The organism is Fodinicola feengrottensis (assembly GCF_010993775.1).
In the GTDB taxonomy this organism is placed as follows: Bacteria; Actinomycetota; Actinomycetes; order Mycobacteriales; family HKI-0501; genus Fodinicola; species Fodinicola feengrottensis.
The window spans coordinates 84,592-98,925 of sequence record NZ_WOTO01000035.1 but is presented as its reverse complement, the minus strand read 5'-3'; the positions used below and the strand labels follow the sequence as shown (position 1 = coordinate 98,925).

Sequence of the window (14,334 nt, the reverse complement as noted above, 5' to 3'; positions counted from 1 at the left end):
TCGGCCCGGACGAGCAGGGCCCGGTCGGCCCATCCGCCGCCGCGCCGCGGTCGCGACTCGGCGCGCGATGCTCTATGTGCACGGCTATGCCGACTACTTCTTCCAGACCCACCTGGCCGACTTCTGGGTGGAGCAAGGCTACGACTTCTATGCCGTTGACCTGCGCAAGAACGGTCGCAGCTGGCTATCGCACCAGACCCTCGCGTACGTGCGACATCTCGGCGAGTACGCCGCCGACCTGGACGCCACGTATGCGCTGATCACCGCCGACGGCCACGACTCCGTCATCCTGAACGCCCACTCCACCGGCGGCCTGATCGCCGCGATGTGGGCGCACGCGCGACGGGACCGCCGAGACGGCCGCGGCATCCTCGACGCGATGTTGCTGAACTCGCCGTTCTTCCAGCTCCCGGTGCCGCCGGCGCTGCGTGGCCGGGGCGGCGACTGGATCGAGGCGCTCGGCCGGACCCGCCCGATGGCGGTGATCCCGTCGCTGCACCGCACGCCGTATTCGGAGTCCGTGCACGCCGACTACTACGGCGAATGGCAGTTCGACCTCAGGTGGAAGCCGATCGTCGGCGTACCGCTGCGAGCCGGCTGGTTGCGGGCCGTACGAGTGGCGCAGCGCCAGTTGCACGGCGGTCTGGAAGTGCCCTGCCCAGTGCTGGTGGCCGCATCGACGGCGTACGTGATCACCCGCGGCTGGGACGAGTCGCTGCTGACCGCGGACGCGGTGCTGGATGTGGAGCAGACCGCGCGCTGGGCGCCCAAGGTCGGACCGCTGGTCACCGTGCAGCGGATCGCCGGTGGCCTGCACGACCTCGCGCTGTCGCCCAAACCAGCCCGCGAGCGGTACTTCCAGGCCTTGTCCCGTTGGCTGCGGGCGTACGGACCGAAGGAGAACGCGTGAGCTCACTGGCGATCGTCGGGGCCGGCGCCATTGGCAGCGCGATCGGCTGGGCGGCCACCGAGGTCGGCGGCAAGCCGACACTGTGCGTACGCACCGGCTTCGACCGGCTGCGGATCACCAAGAACGACCAGACGACCGAGGTCCCGGCGTGTACGGTCACGGACCCGGCCGCCGTCGACCCGCACGACTGGGTGGTCGTCGCTACCAAAGCGCAGGACACCGCCGGCATTCGCGGCTGGCTGGACCGGCTGGTTGGCCCGGAGACGGTCGTCGTGGTGGTCCAGAACGGGATCGGGCAGCGCGATCGCGTACGTCCGCTCGTGAGCGACCGCACCGAGATCCTGCCGTCGCTCATTTACCAGCCGGCCGAACGCATCGCGCCCGGTGAGGTCGAGCTGCGCGGCGATGGCCAGATCACCGTGCCGGCCGGCCCGGTCGGGGCGCGGTTCGCGCAGGTGCTGGCCGGTTCGCCGGTGCCGGTCAGGCAGGACGAGGACTTCCCCACCGCGGCCTGGCGCAAACTGCTGAACAACGTGACCGCGAACCCGATCACCGCGCTCACGCTGCGCCGCCTCGACGTGATGACCGAGCCGGACATCGTCGAGCTCAGTCGCGCGCTGCTGGTCGAGGCGGTCGCCGTGGGCACCGCGGACGGCGCCCACTTCGAGCCGGACGAGGTGGACCTCAGCATGCGGGCGTACCTGCGGCACACAGCCGATCCAGGCGGCAGCTCGATGCTTTACGACCGCCTCGCCGGCCGCCCGACCGAACACGAGTTCATCACCGGCGCGGTCGTCGCTTTGGGCGCCCGCTATGGCATTCCCACGCCGACCAACCAGGTGCTGCTCGCTCTTTTGCGCGGACTAAACGGATCCACTCAGGTGTAGTTCAGCCACAAGTACCAGACACCGTCCTGGGTGCATTTGAAGGCCTTGATGTTGCGGTCCGCCTGCTTGTCAGCGCGGCCGCCCTGTTCGCAGGCGTCACTGCTGGAAAATGTCTGGTGGCTGAAAACCCAGTCCGCTGGCTGCGCCGCCGCCGCGGGCGCCGCCAGCAAACCCATCGCGAGCGCACCAGTCGCCGCGCCGACCATTATTTTTTTTGTCAACATAGATGCATTACCTCTTCTGAATAGCGGGATCAACCCCACCATCCACGTTACGCAGAGAACACCCATCCATAACACTGACCAACGTCATGACTATCCATTGTGGATTGTCATTCGTCCGGGCCACTCTTCGCGTCGCTGGAAGGCCGGCCGCTCATCGACCACGGCACAATGTCCCGCACTCGACGTCGACTGCGGGACATTGTGCCGCACTCAACGACCATGGCCGCTGGGTGCCAACTTTCAAGATCAACACCCGAGTGAGGTGAACCCAGGCCCAACGCACGCATCGCGTCGACGCGGACAAACGAGCGGGACTGAGGGCAGTGGCGGGTGGGGGGGGCCGGCGTACGGTGATCGCGTGCTGGCGTTTCTTCGCAAACCGAAATGGATCTCCTCGGGTTCCTGGTCATCGTGATGGCGGTGACGTTCGTGGCACTCGGGTTCTGGCAGCTGGGCCGGCTGCAGGGGGTGCGGGACGAGAACCAGCACATCCTCGCCACCCGGTCGGCCACCGCGACGCCGGTCGAGCAACTGATGCGTACGGACAAGGCGCCGACCACCCAGATCGAATACCGCTCGGTGGTGGCCACCGGCCGCTGGGACACCGGCCACCAGATCCTGGTCCGCTACCGACAGATCGCCGACGACAACGGCCTCTACATCGTGACCCCGCTGGTCACCTCGAACGGAACCCGACTGCTGGTCGCCCGCGGCTGGATCCCGTTCGGGCGAGAACCCGTCGAAGGAGCAGCCGGTGCCGGCGCCGATCGCCGGCAAGGACGGCATGGTCACCGTGACCGGCCGGATCCGGCTGCCGGAGCCCGGCGACACGCACCAGTCCAGCGTGGGCGGGATGATCTCGGTGACCCGGATCGACGCGGCCGCGCGCTGGGCAAGGCGATCGGCGCCCCCACGTACGACGGATATGTCGAGCTGGTGAGCCAGAATCCGGCCGTCACCGGCAAATATCCGGAGGCGATCCCGCAGGGCGCGCTGGACGAGGGCAACCACGAGTCGTACGCGTATCAGTGGTTCACGTTCAGCATCATGGCGGTGGCCGGCTTCGTGTTGCTCGCGATGCTGGAGGTGCGCAAGCGTCGGCGTGAGACAACCACGCAGCCGGTGTTGGCTGGTCGTGACAAAGTGGAGGTATGAAGGTCACTCCCGCCCAAGCCGCCGTCGGCGCCCGCTGGCTAGCTGTCGGCCGGACCGTGCTGGGCCTCTCCGCTCTGGTCGCTCCGGGACTGCTCGGGCGTACGTGGGTGGGCGCCGACGCGGAACACACCGGCACCAAGGTCCTGGCCCGCGCGATGGGCGGCCGTGACGTGGTCCTCGGCCTCGGCACGCTGACCGCGATGGGCGAGCAGGAAAACGACGACACTCTCGTCTCGGCGTCCCGCTGGATCGCTTTCGGTGGAGTGGCCGACCTCGCCGACCTCGCCGCCACGCTGCTGTCTTGGCGACGGCTGCCCCGGGTGAACCGCTGGCTGGTAGCCGGCCTCGCCGGCGGCTCGGCGATCGCTTCCCTTGTGATGGCCGGAAAACTGCTGGAAGCAGACCTCGAAGAAGCCGACGCCGAGGAATATCCGGCCGCCTGATGCGGCGGGGCATTCACCTGGCGACCGAAACAGTCGGTGCGGAAACGGCCGGGGCGGTGCGTGAGCGGCCCGGCAGCGCGGCGGCGCAGGCGGCGCCGATGACCGCGAACAGGGTGACGGCGGTGAGTACGGCCGCGAAACCGCCGGAGAAATCGTGCGGTGAGGCATAGCTCCCGACCGCGGCGAAAACCGCGACGGCGATCGCTATACCGAACATGCCACCGAGCTGGCGTAGCATGCTGAAACCTCCGGACGCCGGGCCGATCTCCTCCAGACGAACGGCACCGACGACGGCCTTCTGCGCGGCCGGCATCGCGATCGAGATTCCACAGCCGGCGAGAATCATCGGCGGCAGCATCCACCCATAACCCAGATCTGGCGAGATAATCAGCGCCAACCAGCCGCTGCCGATCGCCTGCAGCAGCAACCCGGCCAGCAGCGGGCCGCGTTCACCGAACCGGTCGGCGAGCCGACCGGCCACCGGCCCGCACACCATCAGCGTGCCGGTCCAAGGCATGATCCGCAGCCCGGCCAGCAACGGTCCATCGCCTTGCGCGGTCTGGAAATACTGCGCCAGGAAGAACAGCGTCGCGTACATGCCCGCTATCATGGCGAAATTCGCCGCGTTGGCGCTGCTGAACCCGCGGACGGCGAAGAACCGCATCGGCAGCATCGGCGTAAGGCTACGAATTTCCCAGCCGACAAAGGCAACCACCAACACCACCCCAACGGTCAGCGACGCGACCACCTCCAGGCTGCCCCAGCCGGCAGCGTTTCCCCGTACCAGTCCCAAACCAGCCCCAGCGACCCGCCAATCGCCAGCACCACCCCACCGGCGTCGAGGCCGCGGTTCGGCCCACGGCTTTCGTTGATCCGCAAGAAAGTGAACGCGACCGCGAGCAGCCCGACCGGTACGTTGATCCAGAAGATCCACTGCCAGGCCAAACCCTGCGCTACCGCGCCGCCGATGAACGGCCCACCAAAGGTCGCCAGGCCGGTGATGCCACTCCAGATGCCCAGCGCTTTTCCCCTTTGTTCAGCTGAAAACGCGGCGCTGAGCTGGGTGATCGCCAACGGCAGGACGAGCGCGGCACCGACGCCCTGGACCGCCCGGGCGGCGATCATCAGGCCGATCGTCGGAGCCAACGCGCAGGCCGCCGAGGCGACCGTGAAAGTCGCGAGCCCGGCCACGAACATCCGCCGCCGGCCAAACCGGTCACCGAGCGCGGCACCGGTGAGCAGCAGCACCGCGAAGGTCAGCACGTACGCGTTGACCACCCATTCAAGGGTCTCCACGGACGCGCCGAGATCTCGTCGGATCGTGCTGAGGGCGGTCGTCACCACGGTGGTGTCCAGCGCGATCATGAAAGACGCCGCTGAGGTCAGCGCGAGCACCCAGCGCTGTTTCGTTGTCATGTCTATCCTCCGGATCGGATGTGGCACAGTCACCGATATCGATCCGAGCGGTCCGCGGAACTGGCCGGGCGCGAGCCGATTACTTCGCCGCCCGGTCCGGGTCTGTACGAGTGGAGACCGGTGCACGAGCGACGGAGGACGGCGATGCGGCCAGCAGCAGTGACCTCGGCGGACGAGGACTTCGACCACCTCACCGCGCCGTTCCGGGCGGAGCTGCTCGCGTACTGCTACCGGATGCTTGGCTCTTTGCACGACGCGGAGGACCAACTGCAGGAGACGTTGTTGCGGGCCTGGCGGTCGTACGACGGATTCCAGGGTCGGGCCTCGCTGCGTACGTGGCTCTACCGGATCGCCACCAACACCTGCCTGCGGGCGTTTGGAAACTCGCGGCCGGCGACCGCTGCCGTCCGGCCTTGGCGGCCCCTCCGCGGACAGCGAAGCCGCCCTGATCACGGCGTCACCGCAGACAGCCTGGCTGCAGCCGTATCCGGACGACCCGGCGGCCGTCCACACGGCCCGGGCGGGCATGCGGCTGGCGTTGATCGCCGCGCTGCAGCACCTGACGCCCCGCCAACGCGCGGTGCTGATCCTGCGAGACGTGCTCGGATGGCGCGCGGCCGAGGTCGCGGAGTTGCTCGCACCTCACCTCCACCGCGGCGGTGGCGAGCGCGCTGCAGCGGGCACGCGCCCAGCTGCGCCGGGCAGCGCTGATCGAGGAGGACGTCAGCGAGCCGAGCGACCAACAGCTGCGGGTGCTGCTCACCCCGCTATGCGTCCGCCTTCGAAAACGCCGACATGACCGCCCTTATGGACGTGCTGACCGAGGAAGCCGCGCTGGAGATGCCGCCGCACCTGACCTGGTTCACCGGTCGCGAGCTGGTCGTCCGCTTCCTCGCTGCGAAGGCGCTGCACACTCGCGGCGCCGTACGAATGGTGCCGACGTCAGCGAACGGACAGCCGGCCTTCGGCACTTATCGGCGTGGCCCGGACGGCGGCCACCACCCGCAGTCCCTGCAGGTCCTGACAGTGACCGCGACCGGCGTCACCCACGTCGTGGCCTTCCACGACCCGAGCCTGTTCCCGGCCTTCGGCCTGCCGGCAAGCCTCTGACGATCTCAGTTCGGTGAGTCGGGGCCGCCGCTGTCGTCGCGGTCGGTACGGTCGGAGCCGTTCGTGCCGCCCGAGGGCGGTGTGCTGCCGGAGGACGGCGTCCGGACCCAGTCGCGAACGCGGGACGCGGCGCCGACGACTATGCCACCCACGTCGTTCACCACCTTGTTCAGCGGGTCGCGCGAGGTGGTGAACGCTTCCTTGTACGACTGGGCGGCCGCCTTGACCTCCTCGCTGATCGGGGTGCTCGCGTCGTCGGACCGGCGCGGTAGTCCCCGGCCAGGATCCGCTCGTACGCCTCGCTGCCGGCCCATTTCTGCAGCTCGGCGGCCCGCATCGCGGCCAGCGGGTGGGTCTGCCCGGACAGGTGCAGCAGTTTCAGGATGCTGTCCCGAATGTCCCCGCCGGACTCGTATTCCTCGGCCTGGCCCAGAAATCCCGACACGTCCATCTCGTCCGGGTCGGTCGAGCCAGCCAGCACCGCGTGCACCCGCAGCGCGGCTTTGGCGTCCTGCACGCACAGCAGGCCGGCCCGGTCGCAGGAAAGCTCCGACTTTCGGAACCATTCCTGCAAACCCATGATGATCGCCCGCAAGCCCCAATAACCCAGCGGCAACCACGCGAAATTCTGGGCCAGCTGGATCAACCACAGCAACATCGTCCGGTAAAGCGCGTGACCGGACAGCACATGACCCATTTCGTGGCCGATGACGAACCGCAGCCCGTCCTCGTCGCAGAGCTCCAGCAGCCCGGTGGTGATGGTGATGATCGGCGTGTCCAGGCCGATCGCCATCGCCTGCGGGACCGGGTCGCGGACCACGAACATCTCCGGCACCGGGGTGATGTCCAGCGTCGTCGCGGTCTCGTTTCGGAGCTGGTCAAGCACCGGATATTGGCGCGGCGACACCCGGATGTGCGAGGCCAGGGCCAGCAGCCGCACGCTCCGCTCCCCGACCGCACCGGAAATCGCCCGGAGCACCTTGTCGAACCCCGGCACCGACCGCAGCGCGACCAGCGCGCCCCGGTCGGCCGGATGTTCGTACGCCCGCGGGCTGATCCCCGGGAACCGGGCCCGGTCCGACAAACTCTTCGCCCGCGCGGCATCTCCAGCGCTCATGGTGTCCTCCTCGTGATGTGCCGAGTCTATGCCGCCGGTCACCGATGGCTCGCCAGTTTCGGTCTCCGGCACTGGCATCCGGGTCGTAGGGTTGCCGCAAACGGTGAAAAGGAGTGCGTGGTGGAGTTGACCAAAGGCGCTAACACGGCGCTGCCCGGCGCTGCGGTGGTCATCACGGCGACTGCCTCGGCGGCTCTGGACATCGCGGCGCTGCTGGTCACCGCGACCGGCAAGGTGCGATCGGACGCCGATTTCGTGTTCTTCAACCAACCTTCGGCTCCCGGCGTCACGCTGCAGCCGCCGTCGACCCTGCGGCTGGACCTCGGGGCGGTGCCCGCGCAGATCGAGAAGGTGGTGATCACCGCGACCGTCGACGGGACCGGCACTTTCGCGTCCGTACAAGGCCTCGCGGCCACCGTCACCGACGCCGGCGGAGCCCCGGTGGCCCATTTCGTACCGACCGGGCTGGCCAGTGAGACCGCGCTGGTGCTGGTTGAGGTCTACCGCCGGCAGGGCGCGTGGAAGGTCCGCGCGGTCGGCCAGGGCTACGCCACCGGCCTCGCCGGGATCGCCACCGATTTCGGTATCAGCGTCGAGGAATCGCCCGCGCCACCGCCGGCGTACCATCCACCCGCGCGGCAGCGCCGAGCCAGCCGCCAGCAGCGCCTTATGGGCAACCACCGGCGCCGTACGGTCAGCCACCAGGTGCAGCGCCGTACGCACCTCCGCCAGGCCCGCCCGCGCACCAGCAGCCGCCCGCCGCCGCGCCGCAACAGTCCGCGTACCAGAAGCGGCCCGAGCCAGCCGCCGGTGGCCGGATCAACCTCGACAAGGGCCGCGTTTCGCTGCAGAAAGGCCAAAGCGTCTCGCTGGTCAAGACGGGCGCGCCGCCGCTGGTACGGGTCCGGATGGGTCTGGGCTGGGCCGCCGGATCGGGCCGGTCCATCGACCTCGACGCGTCGGTGATCCTGTTCAACGCGCTCGGCAAGGACGTGGACAAGGTCTGGTTCATGTCGAAGAAGGGCGCCGGCGGCGCGGTCCAGCACTCCGGCGACGACCTGGTCGGCGGGCACGGCGGGGATGACGAGCAGATCACCGTCGACCTGACCCGGATCCCGGCCGTGGTCACCTCGTTGGTGTTCACCGTCAACAGCTTCTCCGGCCAGAAGTTCAGCACGCTGCGGGCGGCCTGGTGCCGGCTGCTGGACGACGTGACTGGCGACGAGCTCGTACGTTTCGACCTGTCCGGCACCAAGGACAGCACCGGCGTGGTGATGTGTACGCTGCGCCGGGCTGGCGGCGGGTGGGAGATGACCGCGATCGGCGAATTCCACGACGGCAAGACCGTGCGGGCCATGGTCAAGCCGGCGAAGGCGTACGTCTGAGCCTCTCCCAGCGGTCTCTCAGTTGGCACCGGTTAGGCTCTTCGACGTGCGGCAAGTGATGTTCTCGCGGCGATGGCTCTGGAAGCATGTCGCTGCCCTGGTGTTGTTGGCGATCTGCGTCGGCGGCGCCTGGTGGCAGTGGTACCGAGCCGGCTCGCCGACCGGCACCCTGCAGAATGCCGGTTATGCCCTTGAGTGGCCGCTTTTCGCGATCTTCGTGGTCTGGGCGTGGTTCCGGATGATGCAGCTGGAGGCCCGACAGCTCGCCAAGCCCGCCGAGCCGGTCGCGACCGCTGAACCCGAGCCGGCTCCGGTCGTACGACCGCCGGTGCTGGTCAAGGCCGGCAGCGCGGCCCCCCTGCGGACGACGATGACCAGGAATTGGCTCGCTACAACGACTACTTGGCTCGGTTGGCGGCGGAGGATGACTGACACCCAAACCCGAATGACCCACCAGCAGTTGCGTGGGCCGCTGTTGCGTTACCGGATTTTCTCGTATCTGACCGCACTTGGCCTGCTGGTCCTGCTTTTTGTCGCGATGCCACTGGAATATTTCGCGCACAATCCGACCGTGGTCGGGCTGGTCGGGCCGGCGCACGGCCTCGTCTACATCATTTATCTGCTGTGCGTTTTCGACCTGAGCAACAAACTCGGCTGGCCGATGAAGCGGACGATCCTGGTCATGCTCGCCGGCGTCATCCCCCACTCGCCTCGGTCTTCGTCGAGCGGGCCACCGAGCGCCGGATCCTCGCCGAAACGGCCGACTAGCGGTTCAGCCGCCGATATCGGGGCCGGTGAGTGGCACCCCGGGCAGCGGGAATTCCGGCTCCGCGGCGGCGCGTAGGCCGGCGAGCAGCAGCTCCGCCAGCCGTGCGTCCACTGACGCCTCGAGGTGCGCGAGGCCCGCCGACTGGCGGACATGGACGTTGATCACCATGCCGATGTCGCCAACATCCACGTCCGTACGCAGCATGCCGTCGGCTTGGGCGTCCCGCACCATTCGACCAAGCGCCGCCGTCAGGACCAGCCGGCGGCGGATGGTTTCCGGCTGCAGCCGGATGGCCTCATGTCGCTGCGCGTCGATGACGGATGACAAGCCACCGAGCCGCATCGAAACGCAGAAACGTACGAACCGGCAGAGCGCGGACCACGCGTCCGGCTCCTCGTCCAACGCCGTCTCGGCCGCCGCCACCAACTGGTCCATGCCATTGCTGATAACCGCGTCAACCAGCGCGGCACGGTCCGGAAAGCGGCGGTAGAGTGTCCCGATCCGACGCCGGCGGCCCGAGCGATGTCCTCCAGCGGATGGTCGGGGCCGTACTCGACCAACAGCCGGCGAGCCGCGGCCAGGATCTGCTCACGGTTGCGCAGAGCGTCCGCCCGCAGTGTCTCGGCCATCGCACTAGCAAAGCACCGGACAACCACCGTACGCTAAGCGGAGGAAAATTCCTCCACTTAGGAGTTCTCGTGCGTATCGGACTGCTGATCGACGAACGAGGTCTGACCTTCGACCAGATCGCCGCGCAAGCCAAGTCGGCGGCCGCCGGTGGCCTGGCCGGATTCTGGATGGGCCAGCACTACGGCTGGGATCCGCTGACCACGCTGGCCGCGGTCGGCCGTGAAGCGCCGGGCATCGAGCTCGGCACCGCGATCGTGCCGAGCTTCCCCATCCACCCCGTCGCGCTGGCCAGCCAGGCGCTCACTACGCAGGCTGCGGTCGGCAACCGGCTCAGCCTCGGGGTGGGGGTCAGCCACCGGCCGGTCGTCGAGGGCCGGTTCGGCATCTCGTACCAGCGACCGGCCCGCCACCTGCGCGAATACCTGACCGCGTTGGCACCGCTGCTGCGCGCGAGACGGTGTCCTACGCCGGCGAGACCCTGACCGCGACCGGCACCGTCGCGGTCCCCGGGGCGCAACCGCCGGGGCTGCTGATCTCCGCGCTCGGCCCCACCATGCTACGGATCGCCGGCGAGCTGACCGACGGCACGATCACCAACTGGGCCGGTATCCGGACCCTCGCGGACCACGTCGTACCGACGATTACCAAGGCCGCGATCGGGCGGCCGGCGCCGCGGATCGTCGCCGGGGTCATCGTGTCGGTGACCAGCGACGAAGCGGCCGTACGGACCTGGGTCGCGGAGACCTTCGGGTTGGCGGCCACTCTCGACAACTACCGCGCGATGCTGGACCGGGAAGGCGTCGACGGCGTAGCGGACGTCGTCATCGCGGGCGACGAGGCCTCGGTCGAGCGGCAACTGCGGCGCCAACTCGACGCCGGTGCCACCGAGTTCATCGCCTTTCCGGTCGGCTCCGACGCCGACCGCGCCCGTACGCTCGACCTGTTCTCCGCATTAGTGCGGCAAAACTAACCACTCCTTGACTCCAGCCACCGACCGTCCCGGTTTGGCCCCGCATGCCCCATGCGTGCGGGTCAACCTGGATCCACTGAAATACCCGCTACGGCGCTAGAGTGACCTGACCTCCAAGACGCGCCCCCGCGATCAGCTCAACCGCGCTCACGTCGAAAAACTCGGCGAGTATCGCGATATCACCTAGGTCAAACTCACCGCGGCCGTTCAGCTTGCGGTTGATCGTGGCCTGCGGCACGTCGAGCTCGGCAGCCAGTTGGTTGCCGGACGTGATCCCGTTCTTGCGCATGAGGTACCAGACCGCCAGCGCAACCGTGTTCGACAGGTCGCTGACCTGCGAACGCTCCACTTTCCGATTTGTCTTGCGGCCGTTCCGCCGCCCCGGTGCTCATCATCCACCATTGTGTAGGTCGAAGGACCTATTGACAACCCGCACGCCCGGATTCGGACCAATATCGGACACCCAATTTCCGTGACGGCTGACACAAGATCCCTCTAGCTCTATCCGGATCGTTTTTGATCCGCTAGGATCAGATCAACGCCGCAGACTCTAGGAGACAACATGCCACTACTCAAGCTGACAGACGCCGATGGGGATGCTTGGTACCAGTCGAGCGACGGGGCGGACTCGTACAGAACGCGCGGGGAACAGCCCGAGGTGTTCACCGATGGGCGGAGCATGCTCTCTGTGGCTCGTTATTACGGCCCGCTGACGGTCGAAGCGCGCGAACCGAAGCCCCCGACGCCGGCCAACGTCACGATCACTCTGGCGGGCGAGGTCGCCGAAAACCTACGGAAGCTACTCGGCAACGGCGTGGACAGTAGCGTGTGGGACGGCCTGCGTATGCGCGAGGTTTACGACGCGCTTGCGGAACAAAACGTCAGCACTGAATACGTCGAGTACTCCACGCTGGCCGGTCTCTGACATGCACTTCCCTGACCTCGAAGTCCATGCAGCCTGGTACGCCGCGGAGCAGGGCGAATCACTCGCCTCAACGCTCCGATTCGTGCGGTCGTACATGCAGCACCGCGAGCGGGTCAAGCACATCGGGCTTGGCGCATCACCCATGAGCATCGAGAACTATTACCGGTACGTGCGCGAGATGCGCCGAGACTTCGCGAGAGGCTGAGATGAAGCGAGCCGTGAAAGAGCAGTGGCTGCGGGATCTGCGCAGCGGAGATTTCAAGCAAGGCAGAAGCGCGCTGCGTCGAGCAGATGCGTACTGCTGTCTAGGCGTGCTGGGCGATCAGCTTGTGCGACAAGGTCTGGCGGCGTGGGAAACGTGCACCATGGTAAACAGCGGCGAACCCTTTGTGGTTTTATCGACGACCGACGGCTTCAACGACGCGATACTGGGTGACGACGCGAAGGAGACTCTCGGCTGGCCGACATCGGTTTATCAGGATCAGTTAACCGCCTTGAACGACGGCACACCCACGGACGCTAGTAGCTCATTTCCAGAAATCGCCGACTGGATCGACGTCTACATCCCGGTAGACGAGGACTAGTCCGGTGGCCACTCGCCTGCCCCTGAGCGACACCGAAGCCGACGTCCTCGCCACGATTCTGTACCACGTTGGCGGCTCGCCGGATGGGCTGGCGTTGGTCGCCGCGGGCATCCTCGCCAATCTGCTGGAAGAGCACGGCGCCCGAGCATCCTTCGGCCACCTGGTGACCGGCTCCATCAAGATCTCTCAGGAACTGGAGATGGCGTCATGAAGCTTCAAGGTCACGAACTGGCCGCGCCACCGGTAGCCGGCACAGGATTCATCAGCGGCGACCAGGCACGCAAGCTGATTCGCGCACTTGAAATTGTCCGCGATAGCTCCGCTACGAAGGCGCGGAACTGGGCCAAGGCGGACGAATCCAAGGCTCAGGAATACCGGACGCAGGCGCAGGCATACGCAACCGCGCTAGGCGGAATCACGCTCGCGCAACGGGACGAGCTGAAATGAGCACCATCGACGGCGAATGCTGGACCGTCTACATGAACGGCACGACCCACGTATTCGGTTCGTGGCACCTGGCGCAGAAAACGATCAAGGCGCTAGCGAAACGAAATCCGAATCAGCGAATCATGGTAAAGGCAGGACAGCCGTGAGTACCGAATTCAAGGCGCTTCTCTTAGTGTGGGCGTGTGTGCTGGGGGCCGCCATCCCCGCCGCCGGCGTCTGTGTGCTCACAGACAACTCATCCATGACCCTCGTCACCTACCTAGTTGCCCTAATAGCGGCCTTCGTGCTGGCTGGTTGGCTCGTTGGTCGCGATTCAAAGAAAGCGGACAGGTAAATGAACATCCCAGACTACATCCCGATGATCCGCAAAGGCGTCGGCGCCACCCCCCGAAAGATGGCGGGTGCCTGGTCCAGGTCGCCGGCTGGCTGTACGACGGCAAGTCGTGGGCTGACGACGTGACGTGCGTGCACCCAGTGCTGCGGTCGGCCGGCATTCGCGTCAACGATGCCGTGAGCGACGGTGAGAGGCATCGGTTGGCGTTGATGGCGCCACGGATCTCTGGTTCCGCTGACGCTGTGGCGGACTGGTCCGAGCAGGACAGTAAGGTCCTGAACGTTCGGCTCGCGGTGTGGTGCGCGCGGCAAGCACTTCCGTTCGTTCGCGAAAGCGACCGGCGTGTATGCGAAACCGCGATTACGGCGGCTGAACATTGGTGCGAATCGCCCACTGCCGCCGCCGCCGCCTACGCCGCCAACGCCGCCAACGCCGCCGCCAACGCCGCCTACGCCGCCAACGCCGCCGCCGCCGCCAACGCCGCCGCCGCCTACGCCGCCAACGCCGCCGCCTACGCTGCCGCCGCCGCCGCCGCCTACGCCGCCAACGCCGCCGCCTACGCCGCCAACGCCGCCGCCTACGCCGCCAACGCCAAGGTTGATCCTGTACATCGGTTTGGTGGACGAGTATGACCGGCTCACCGGTCGGGTGACGAAGCAGATGACGCGTGAGGACTGGAACCGTGTCCGTACGGTCATGGCGCTGCCGGAGGCATTGCCGATCGGCGGCTCAGGTGCCTGAGCGCTGTGCCCGCGCGCTTTCTGGGCGACCGTGGCGTGAGCCGTCGTCTCTGTGGTGTTGTGGTTGACGGCGTGATATCCGAAACCGAGGTCGCCGAAATCATCCACGCGTGGGCCGCGAGCGACACGGGCAGCTACGTATACCGAGACGGCTCGCGCTATCGGTTGGATTTCGGTCTCGACCAGTGGATCGTGACCGACGTGGAAACAGGCAACCGGGCGCGGTTCTACGTAGACGTTCGCGTCCAGCGAGCGCAGTAGCCGAGAAGGCAGGCAGTTCGAAGTGGT

At 67.3% G+C, this 14,334-nt stretch carries 23 protein-coding genes and 2 pseudogenes; 17 read left to right on the top strand and 8 right to left on the bottom strand.

Translation table 11 applies throughout. The features are described from left to right. Positions 1 to 910: alpha/beta hydrolase (locus GNX96_RS29265; protein WP_163571136.1), on the top strand; the 910-nt coding region annotated here is incomplete at its 5' end. Continuing rightward, positions 907 to 1,797, top strand: coding sequence for a 2-dehydropantoate 2-reductase (locus tag GNX96_RS29260; RefSeq protein WP_163571134.1), 891 nt, complete (start codon positions 907 to 909; stop codon positions 1,795 to 1,797). The genes GNX96_RS29265 and GNX96_RS29260, both read left to right, overlap by 4 nt. On the opposite strand, the gene GNX96_RS29255 is transcribed toward GNX96_RS29260, so the two are convergent. Beyond that, positions 1,788 to 2,003 carry a hypothetical protein gene (locus GNX96_RS29255; RefSeq protein ID WP_163571132.1) on the bottom strand — a complete coding sequence of 72 codons (216 nt, stop codon included), beginning with the start codon at positions 2,001 to 2,003 and terminating at the stop codon, positions 1,788 to 1,790. The genes GNX96_RS29260 and GNX96_RS29255 overlap by 10 nt on opposite strands. A 402-nt stretch (positions 2,004 to 2,405) precedes the next feature. On the opposite strand from GNX96_RS29255, the gene GNX96_RS29250 reads away from it, so the two are divergent. Together GNX96_RS29250 and GNX96_RS29245 are read left to right on the top strand one after the other, a co-directional pair. Next, positions 2,406 to 3,176, top strand: coding sequence for an SURF1 family protein (locus GNX96_RS29250; RefSeq protein WP_163571130.1), 771 nt, complete (start codon positions 2,406 to 2,408; stop codon positions 3,174 to 3,176). Continuing rightward, positions 3,173 to 3,619: a hypothetical protein gene (locus GNX96_RS29245; protein ID WP_163571128.1), complete on the top strand. Its 447-nt coding sequence runs from the start codon at positions 3,173 to 3,175 to the stop codon at positions 3,617 to 3,619. The genes GNX96_RS29250 and GNX96_RS29245 overlap by 4 nt, the downstream gene beginning before the upstream one ends. A gap of 13 nt (positions 3,620 to 3,632) precedes the next feature. On the opposite strand, the gene GNX96_RS56020 is transcribed toward GNX96_RS29245, so the two are convergent. Continuing rightward, complete coding sequence (locus tag GNX96_RS56020; RefSeq protein WP_279581766.1) at positions 3,633 to 4,412, bottom strand: MFS transporter; 780 nt, start codon at positions 4,410 to 4,412, stop codon at positions 3,633 to 3,635. Further along, positions 4,352 to 5,035, bottom strand: coding sequence for an MFS transporter (locus tag GNX96_RS56015; RefSeq protein WP_279581765.1), 684 nt, complete (start codon positions 5,033 to 5,035; stop codon positions 4,352 to 4,354). The genes GNX96_RS56020 and GNX96_RS56015 overlap by 61 nt, the downstream gene beginning before the upstream one ends. A 144-nt stretch (positions 5,036 to 5,179) precedes the next feature. On the opposite strand from GNX96_RS56015, the pseudogene GNX96_RS29235 reads away from it, so the two are divergent. Continuing rightward, positions 5,180 to 6,145: pseudogene (locus GNX96_RS29235) on the top strand (sigma-70 family RNA polymerase sigma factor). Between the two features lie 5 nt (positions 6,146 to 6,150). Here the strand turns inward: GNX96_RS29235 and GNX96_RS56010 are convergent. Both GNX96_RS56010 and GNX96_RS29230 read right to left on the bottom strand, forming a co-directional pair. Beyond that, positions 6,151 to 6,306, bottom strand: a complete 156-nt coding sequence (locus tag GNX96_RS56010; RefSeq protein ID WP_279581764.1) for a hypothetical protein — start codon at positions 6,304 to 6,306, stop codon at positions 6,151 to 6,153. 8 nt (positions 6,307 to 6,314) lie between these two features. Beyond that, complete coding sequence (locus GNX96_RS29230) at positions 6,315 to 7,262, bottom strand: M48 family metallopeptidase (protein ID WP_279581763.1); 948 nt, start codon at positions 7,260 to 7,262, stop codon at positions 6,315 to 6,317. Positions 7,263 to 7,382: 120 nt separating this feature from the next. Here GNX96_RS29230 and GNX96_RS56005 point away from each other — a divergent pair, with 120 nt between their 5' ends. From GNX96_RS56005 to GNX96_RS55995, 3 genes are read left to right on the top strand one after another with little or no spacing between them, the layout of a single operon-like run. Beyond that, positions 7,383 to 8,228, top strand: a complete 846-nt coding sequence (locus GNX96_RS56005; RefSeq protein ID WP_279581762.1) for a TerD family protein — start codon at positions 7,383 to 7,385, stop codon at positions 8,226 to 8,228. Beyond that, positions 8,132 to 8,647 carry a TerD family protein gene (locus tag GNX96_RS56000; RefSeq protein ID WP_279581774.1) on the top strand — a complete coding sequence of 172 codons (516 nt, stop codon included), beginning with the start codon at positions 8,132 to 8,134 and terminating at the stop codon, positions 8,645 to 8,647. The genes GNX96_RS56005 and GNX96_RS56000 overlap by 97 nt, the downstream gene beginning before the upstream one ends. Before the next feature lie 46 nt (positions 8,648 to 8,693). Continuing rightward, entirely contained in the window at positions 8,694 to 9,491 is a 798-nt protein-coding gene (locus tag GNX96_RS55995; RefSeq protein WP_279581761.1) for a DUF3817 domain-containing protein, read from the top strand. On the opposite strand, the gene GNX96_RS55990 is transcribed toward GNX96_RS55995, so the two are convergent. Continuing rightward, a complete protein-coding gene (locus GNX96_RS55990; protein ID WP_279581776.1) occupies positions 9,420 to 9,851 on the bottom strand; it encodes an SbtR family transcriptional regulator in 432 nt (143 codons plus the stop codon). The genes GNX96_RS55995 and GNX96_RS55990 overlap by 72 nt on opposite strands. A 101-nt stretch (positions 9,852 to 9,952) precedes the next feature. Between GNX96_RS55990 and GNX96_RS65090 the strand changes: the two are divergent. Beyond that, positions 9,953 to 11,016: pseudogene (locus GNX96_RS65090) on the top strand (TIGR03564 family F420-dependent LLM class oxidoreductase). Positions 11,017 to 11,104: 88 nt separating this feature from the next. Here the strand turns inward: GNX96_RS65090 and GNX96_RS29200 are convergent. Next, a complete protein-coding gene (locus GNX96_RS29200) occupies positions 11,105 to 11,365 on the bottom strand; it encodes a helix-turn-helix domain-containing protein (protein WP_163571123.1) in 261 nt (86 codons plus the stop codon). Positions 11,366 to 11,578: 213 nt separating this feature from the next. Between GNX96_RS29200 and GNX96_RS29195 the strand changes: the two genes are divergently transcribed. From GNX96_RS29195 to GNX96_RS29170, 6 genes are read left to right on the top strand one after another with little or no spacing between them, the layout of a single operon-like run. Next, positions 11,579 to 11,941, top strand: a complete 363-nt coding sequence (locus tag GNX96_RS29195) for a hypothetical protein (protein WP_279581758.1) — start codon at positions 11,579 to 11,581, stop codon at positions 11,939 to 11,941. A 1-nt stretch (position 11,942) separates the two neighbouring features. After that, on the top strand, positions 11,943 to 12,146 hold the full coding sequence (locus GNX96_RS29190; protein ID WP_163571119.1) for a hypothetical protein: 204 nt from the start codon (positions 11,943 to 11,945) through the stop codon (positions 12,144 to 12,146). Position 12,147: 1 nt separating this feature from the next. Further along, positions 12,148 to 12,525 (top strand): hypothetical protein, encoded by a 378-nt coding sequence (locus tag GNX96_RS29185; protein ID WP_279581757.1) that lies wholly within the window; start codon positions 12,148 to 12,150, stop codon positions 12,523 to 12,525. 4 nt (positions 12,526 to 12,529) lie between these two features. Then, a complete protein-coding gene (locus GNX96_RS29180; RefSeq protein ID WP_163571115.1) occupies positions 12,530 to 12,736 on the top strand; it encodes a hypothetical protein in 207 nt (68 codons plus the stop codon). Next, entirely contained in the window at positions 12,733 to 12,972 is a 240-nt protein-coding gene (locus tag GNX96_RS29175; RefSeq protein WP_163571113.1) for a hypothetical protein, read from the top strand. The genes GNX96_RS29180 and GNX96_RS29175 overlap by 4 nt, the downstream gene beginning before the upstream one ends. Then, positions 12,969 to 13,118 (top strand): hypothetical protein, encoded by a 150-nt coding sequence (locus GNX96_RS29170; protein WP_163571111.1) that lies wholly within the window; start codon positions 12,969 to 12,971, stop codon positions 13,116 to 13,118. The genes GNX96_RS29175 and GNX96_RS29170 overlap by 4 nt, the downstream gene beginning before the upstream one ends. A gap of 202 nt (positions 13,119 to 13,320) precedes the next feature. On the opposite strand, the gene GNX96_RS29165 is transcribed toward GNX96_RS29170, so the two are convergent. After that, on the bottom strand, positions 13,321 to 13,503 hold the full coding sequence (locus GNX96_RS29165) for a hypothetical protein (protein ID WP_163571109.1): 183 nt from the start codon (positions 13,501 to 13,503) through the stop codon (positions 13,321 to 13,323). A gap of 45 nt (positions 13,504 to 13,548) precedes the next feature. On the opposite strand from GNX96_RS29165, the gene GNX96_RS29160 reads away from it, so the two are divergent. Together GNX96_RS29160 and GNX96_RS55970 are read left to right on the top strand one after the other, a co-directional pair. Further along, positions 13,549 to 13,938, top strand: a complete 390-nt coding sequence (locus GNX96_RS29160) for a hypothetical protein (protein ID WP_163571107.1) — start codon at positions 13,549 to 13,551, stop codon at positions 13,936 to 13,938. Next, positions 13,925 to 14,047, top strand: coding sequence for a hypothetical protein (locus GNX96_RS55970; protein ID WP_279581756.1), 123 nt, complete (start codon positions 13,925 to 13,927; stop codon positions 14,045 to 14,047). Before GNX96_RS29160 ends, GNX96_RS55970 begins: the two co-directional genes overlap by 14 nt. Positions 14,048 to 14,334 lie beyond the last annotated feature (287 nt).

Coding starts and splice junctions, on each gene's coding strand:
- GNX96_RS55990 (WP_279581776.1), bottom strand. CDS start 9,851: ATGGACCAGTTGGTGGCGGCGGCCGAGACGGCGTTGGACGAGGAGCCG.
- GNX96_RS56015 (WP_279581765.1), bottom strand. CDS start 5,035: ATGACAACGAAACAGCGCTGGGTGCTCGCGCTGACCTCAGCGGCGTCT.
- GNX96_RS29250 (WP_163571130.1), top strand. CDS start 2,406: ATGGATCTCCTCGGGTTCCTGGTCATCGTGATGGCGGTGACGTTCGTG.
- GNX96_RS29190 (WP_163571119.1), top strand. CDS start 11,943: ATGCACTTCCCTGACCTCGAAGTCCATGCAGCCTGGTACGCCGCGGAG.
- GNX96_RS29245 (WP_163571128.1), top strand. CDS start 3,173: ATGAAGGTCACTCCCGCCCAAGCCGCCGTCGGCGCCCGCTGGCTAGCT.
- GNX96_RS29185 (WP_279581757.1), top strand. CDS start 12,148: ATGAAGCGAGCCGTGAAAGAGCAGTGGCTGCGGGATCTGCGCAGCGGA.
- GNX96_RS29195 (WP_279581758.1), top strand. CDS start 11,579: ATGCCACTACTCAAGCTGACAGACGCCGATGGGGATGCTTGGTACCAG.
- GNX96_RS29165 (WP_163571109.1), bottom strand. CDS start 13,503: ATGCCTCTCACCGTCGCTCACGGCATCGTTGACGCGAATGCCGGCCGA.
- GNX96_RS29170 (WP_163571111.1), top strand. CDS start 12,969: ATGAGCACCATCGACGGCGAATGCTGGACCGTCTACATGAACGGCACG.
- GNX96_RS29175 (WP_163571113.1), top strand. CDS start 12,733: ATGAAGCTTCAAGGTCACGAACTGGCCGCGCCACCGGTAGCCGGCACA.
- GNX96_RS29230 (WP_279581763.1), bottom strand. CDS start 7,262: ATGAGCGCTGGAGATGCCGCGCGGGCGAAGAGTTTGTCGGACCGGGCC.
- GNX96_RS29255 (WP_163571132.1), bottom strand. CDS start 2,003: ATGGTCGGCGCGGCGACTGGTGCGCTCGCGATGGGTTTGCTGGCGGCG.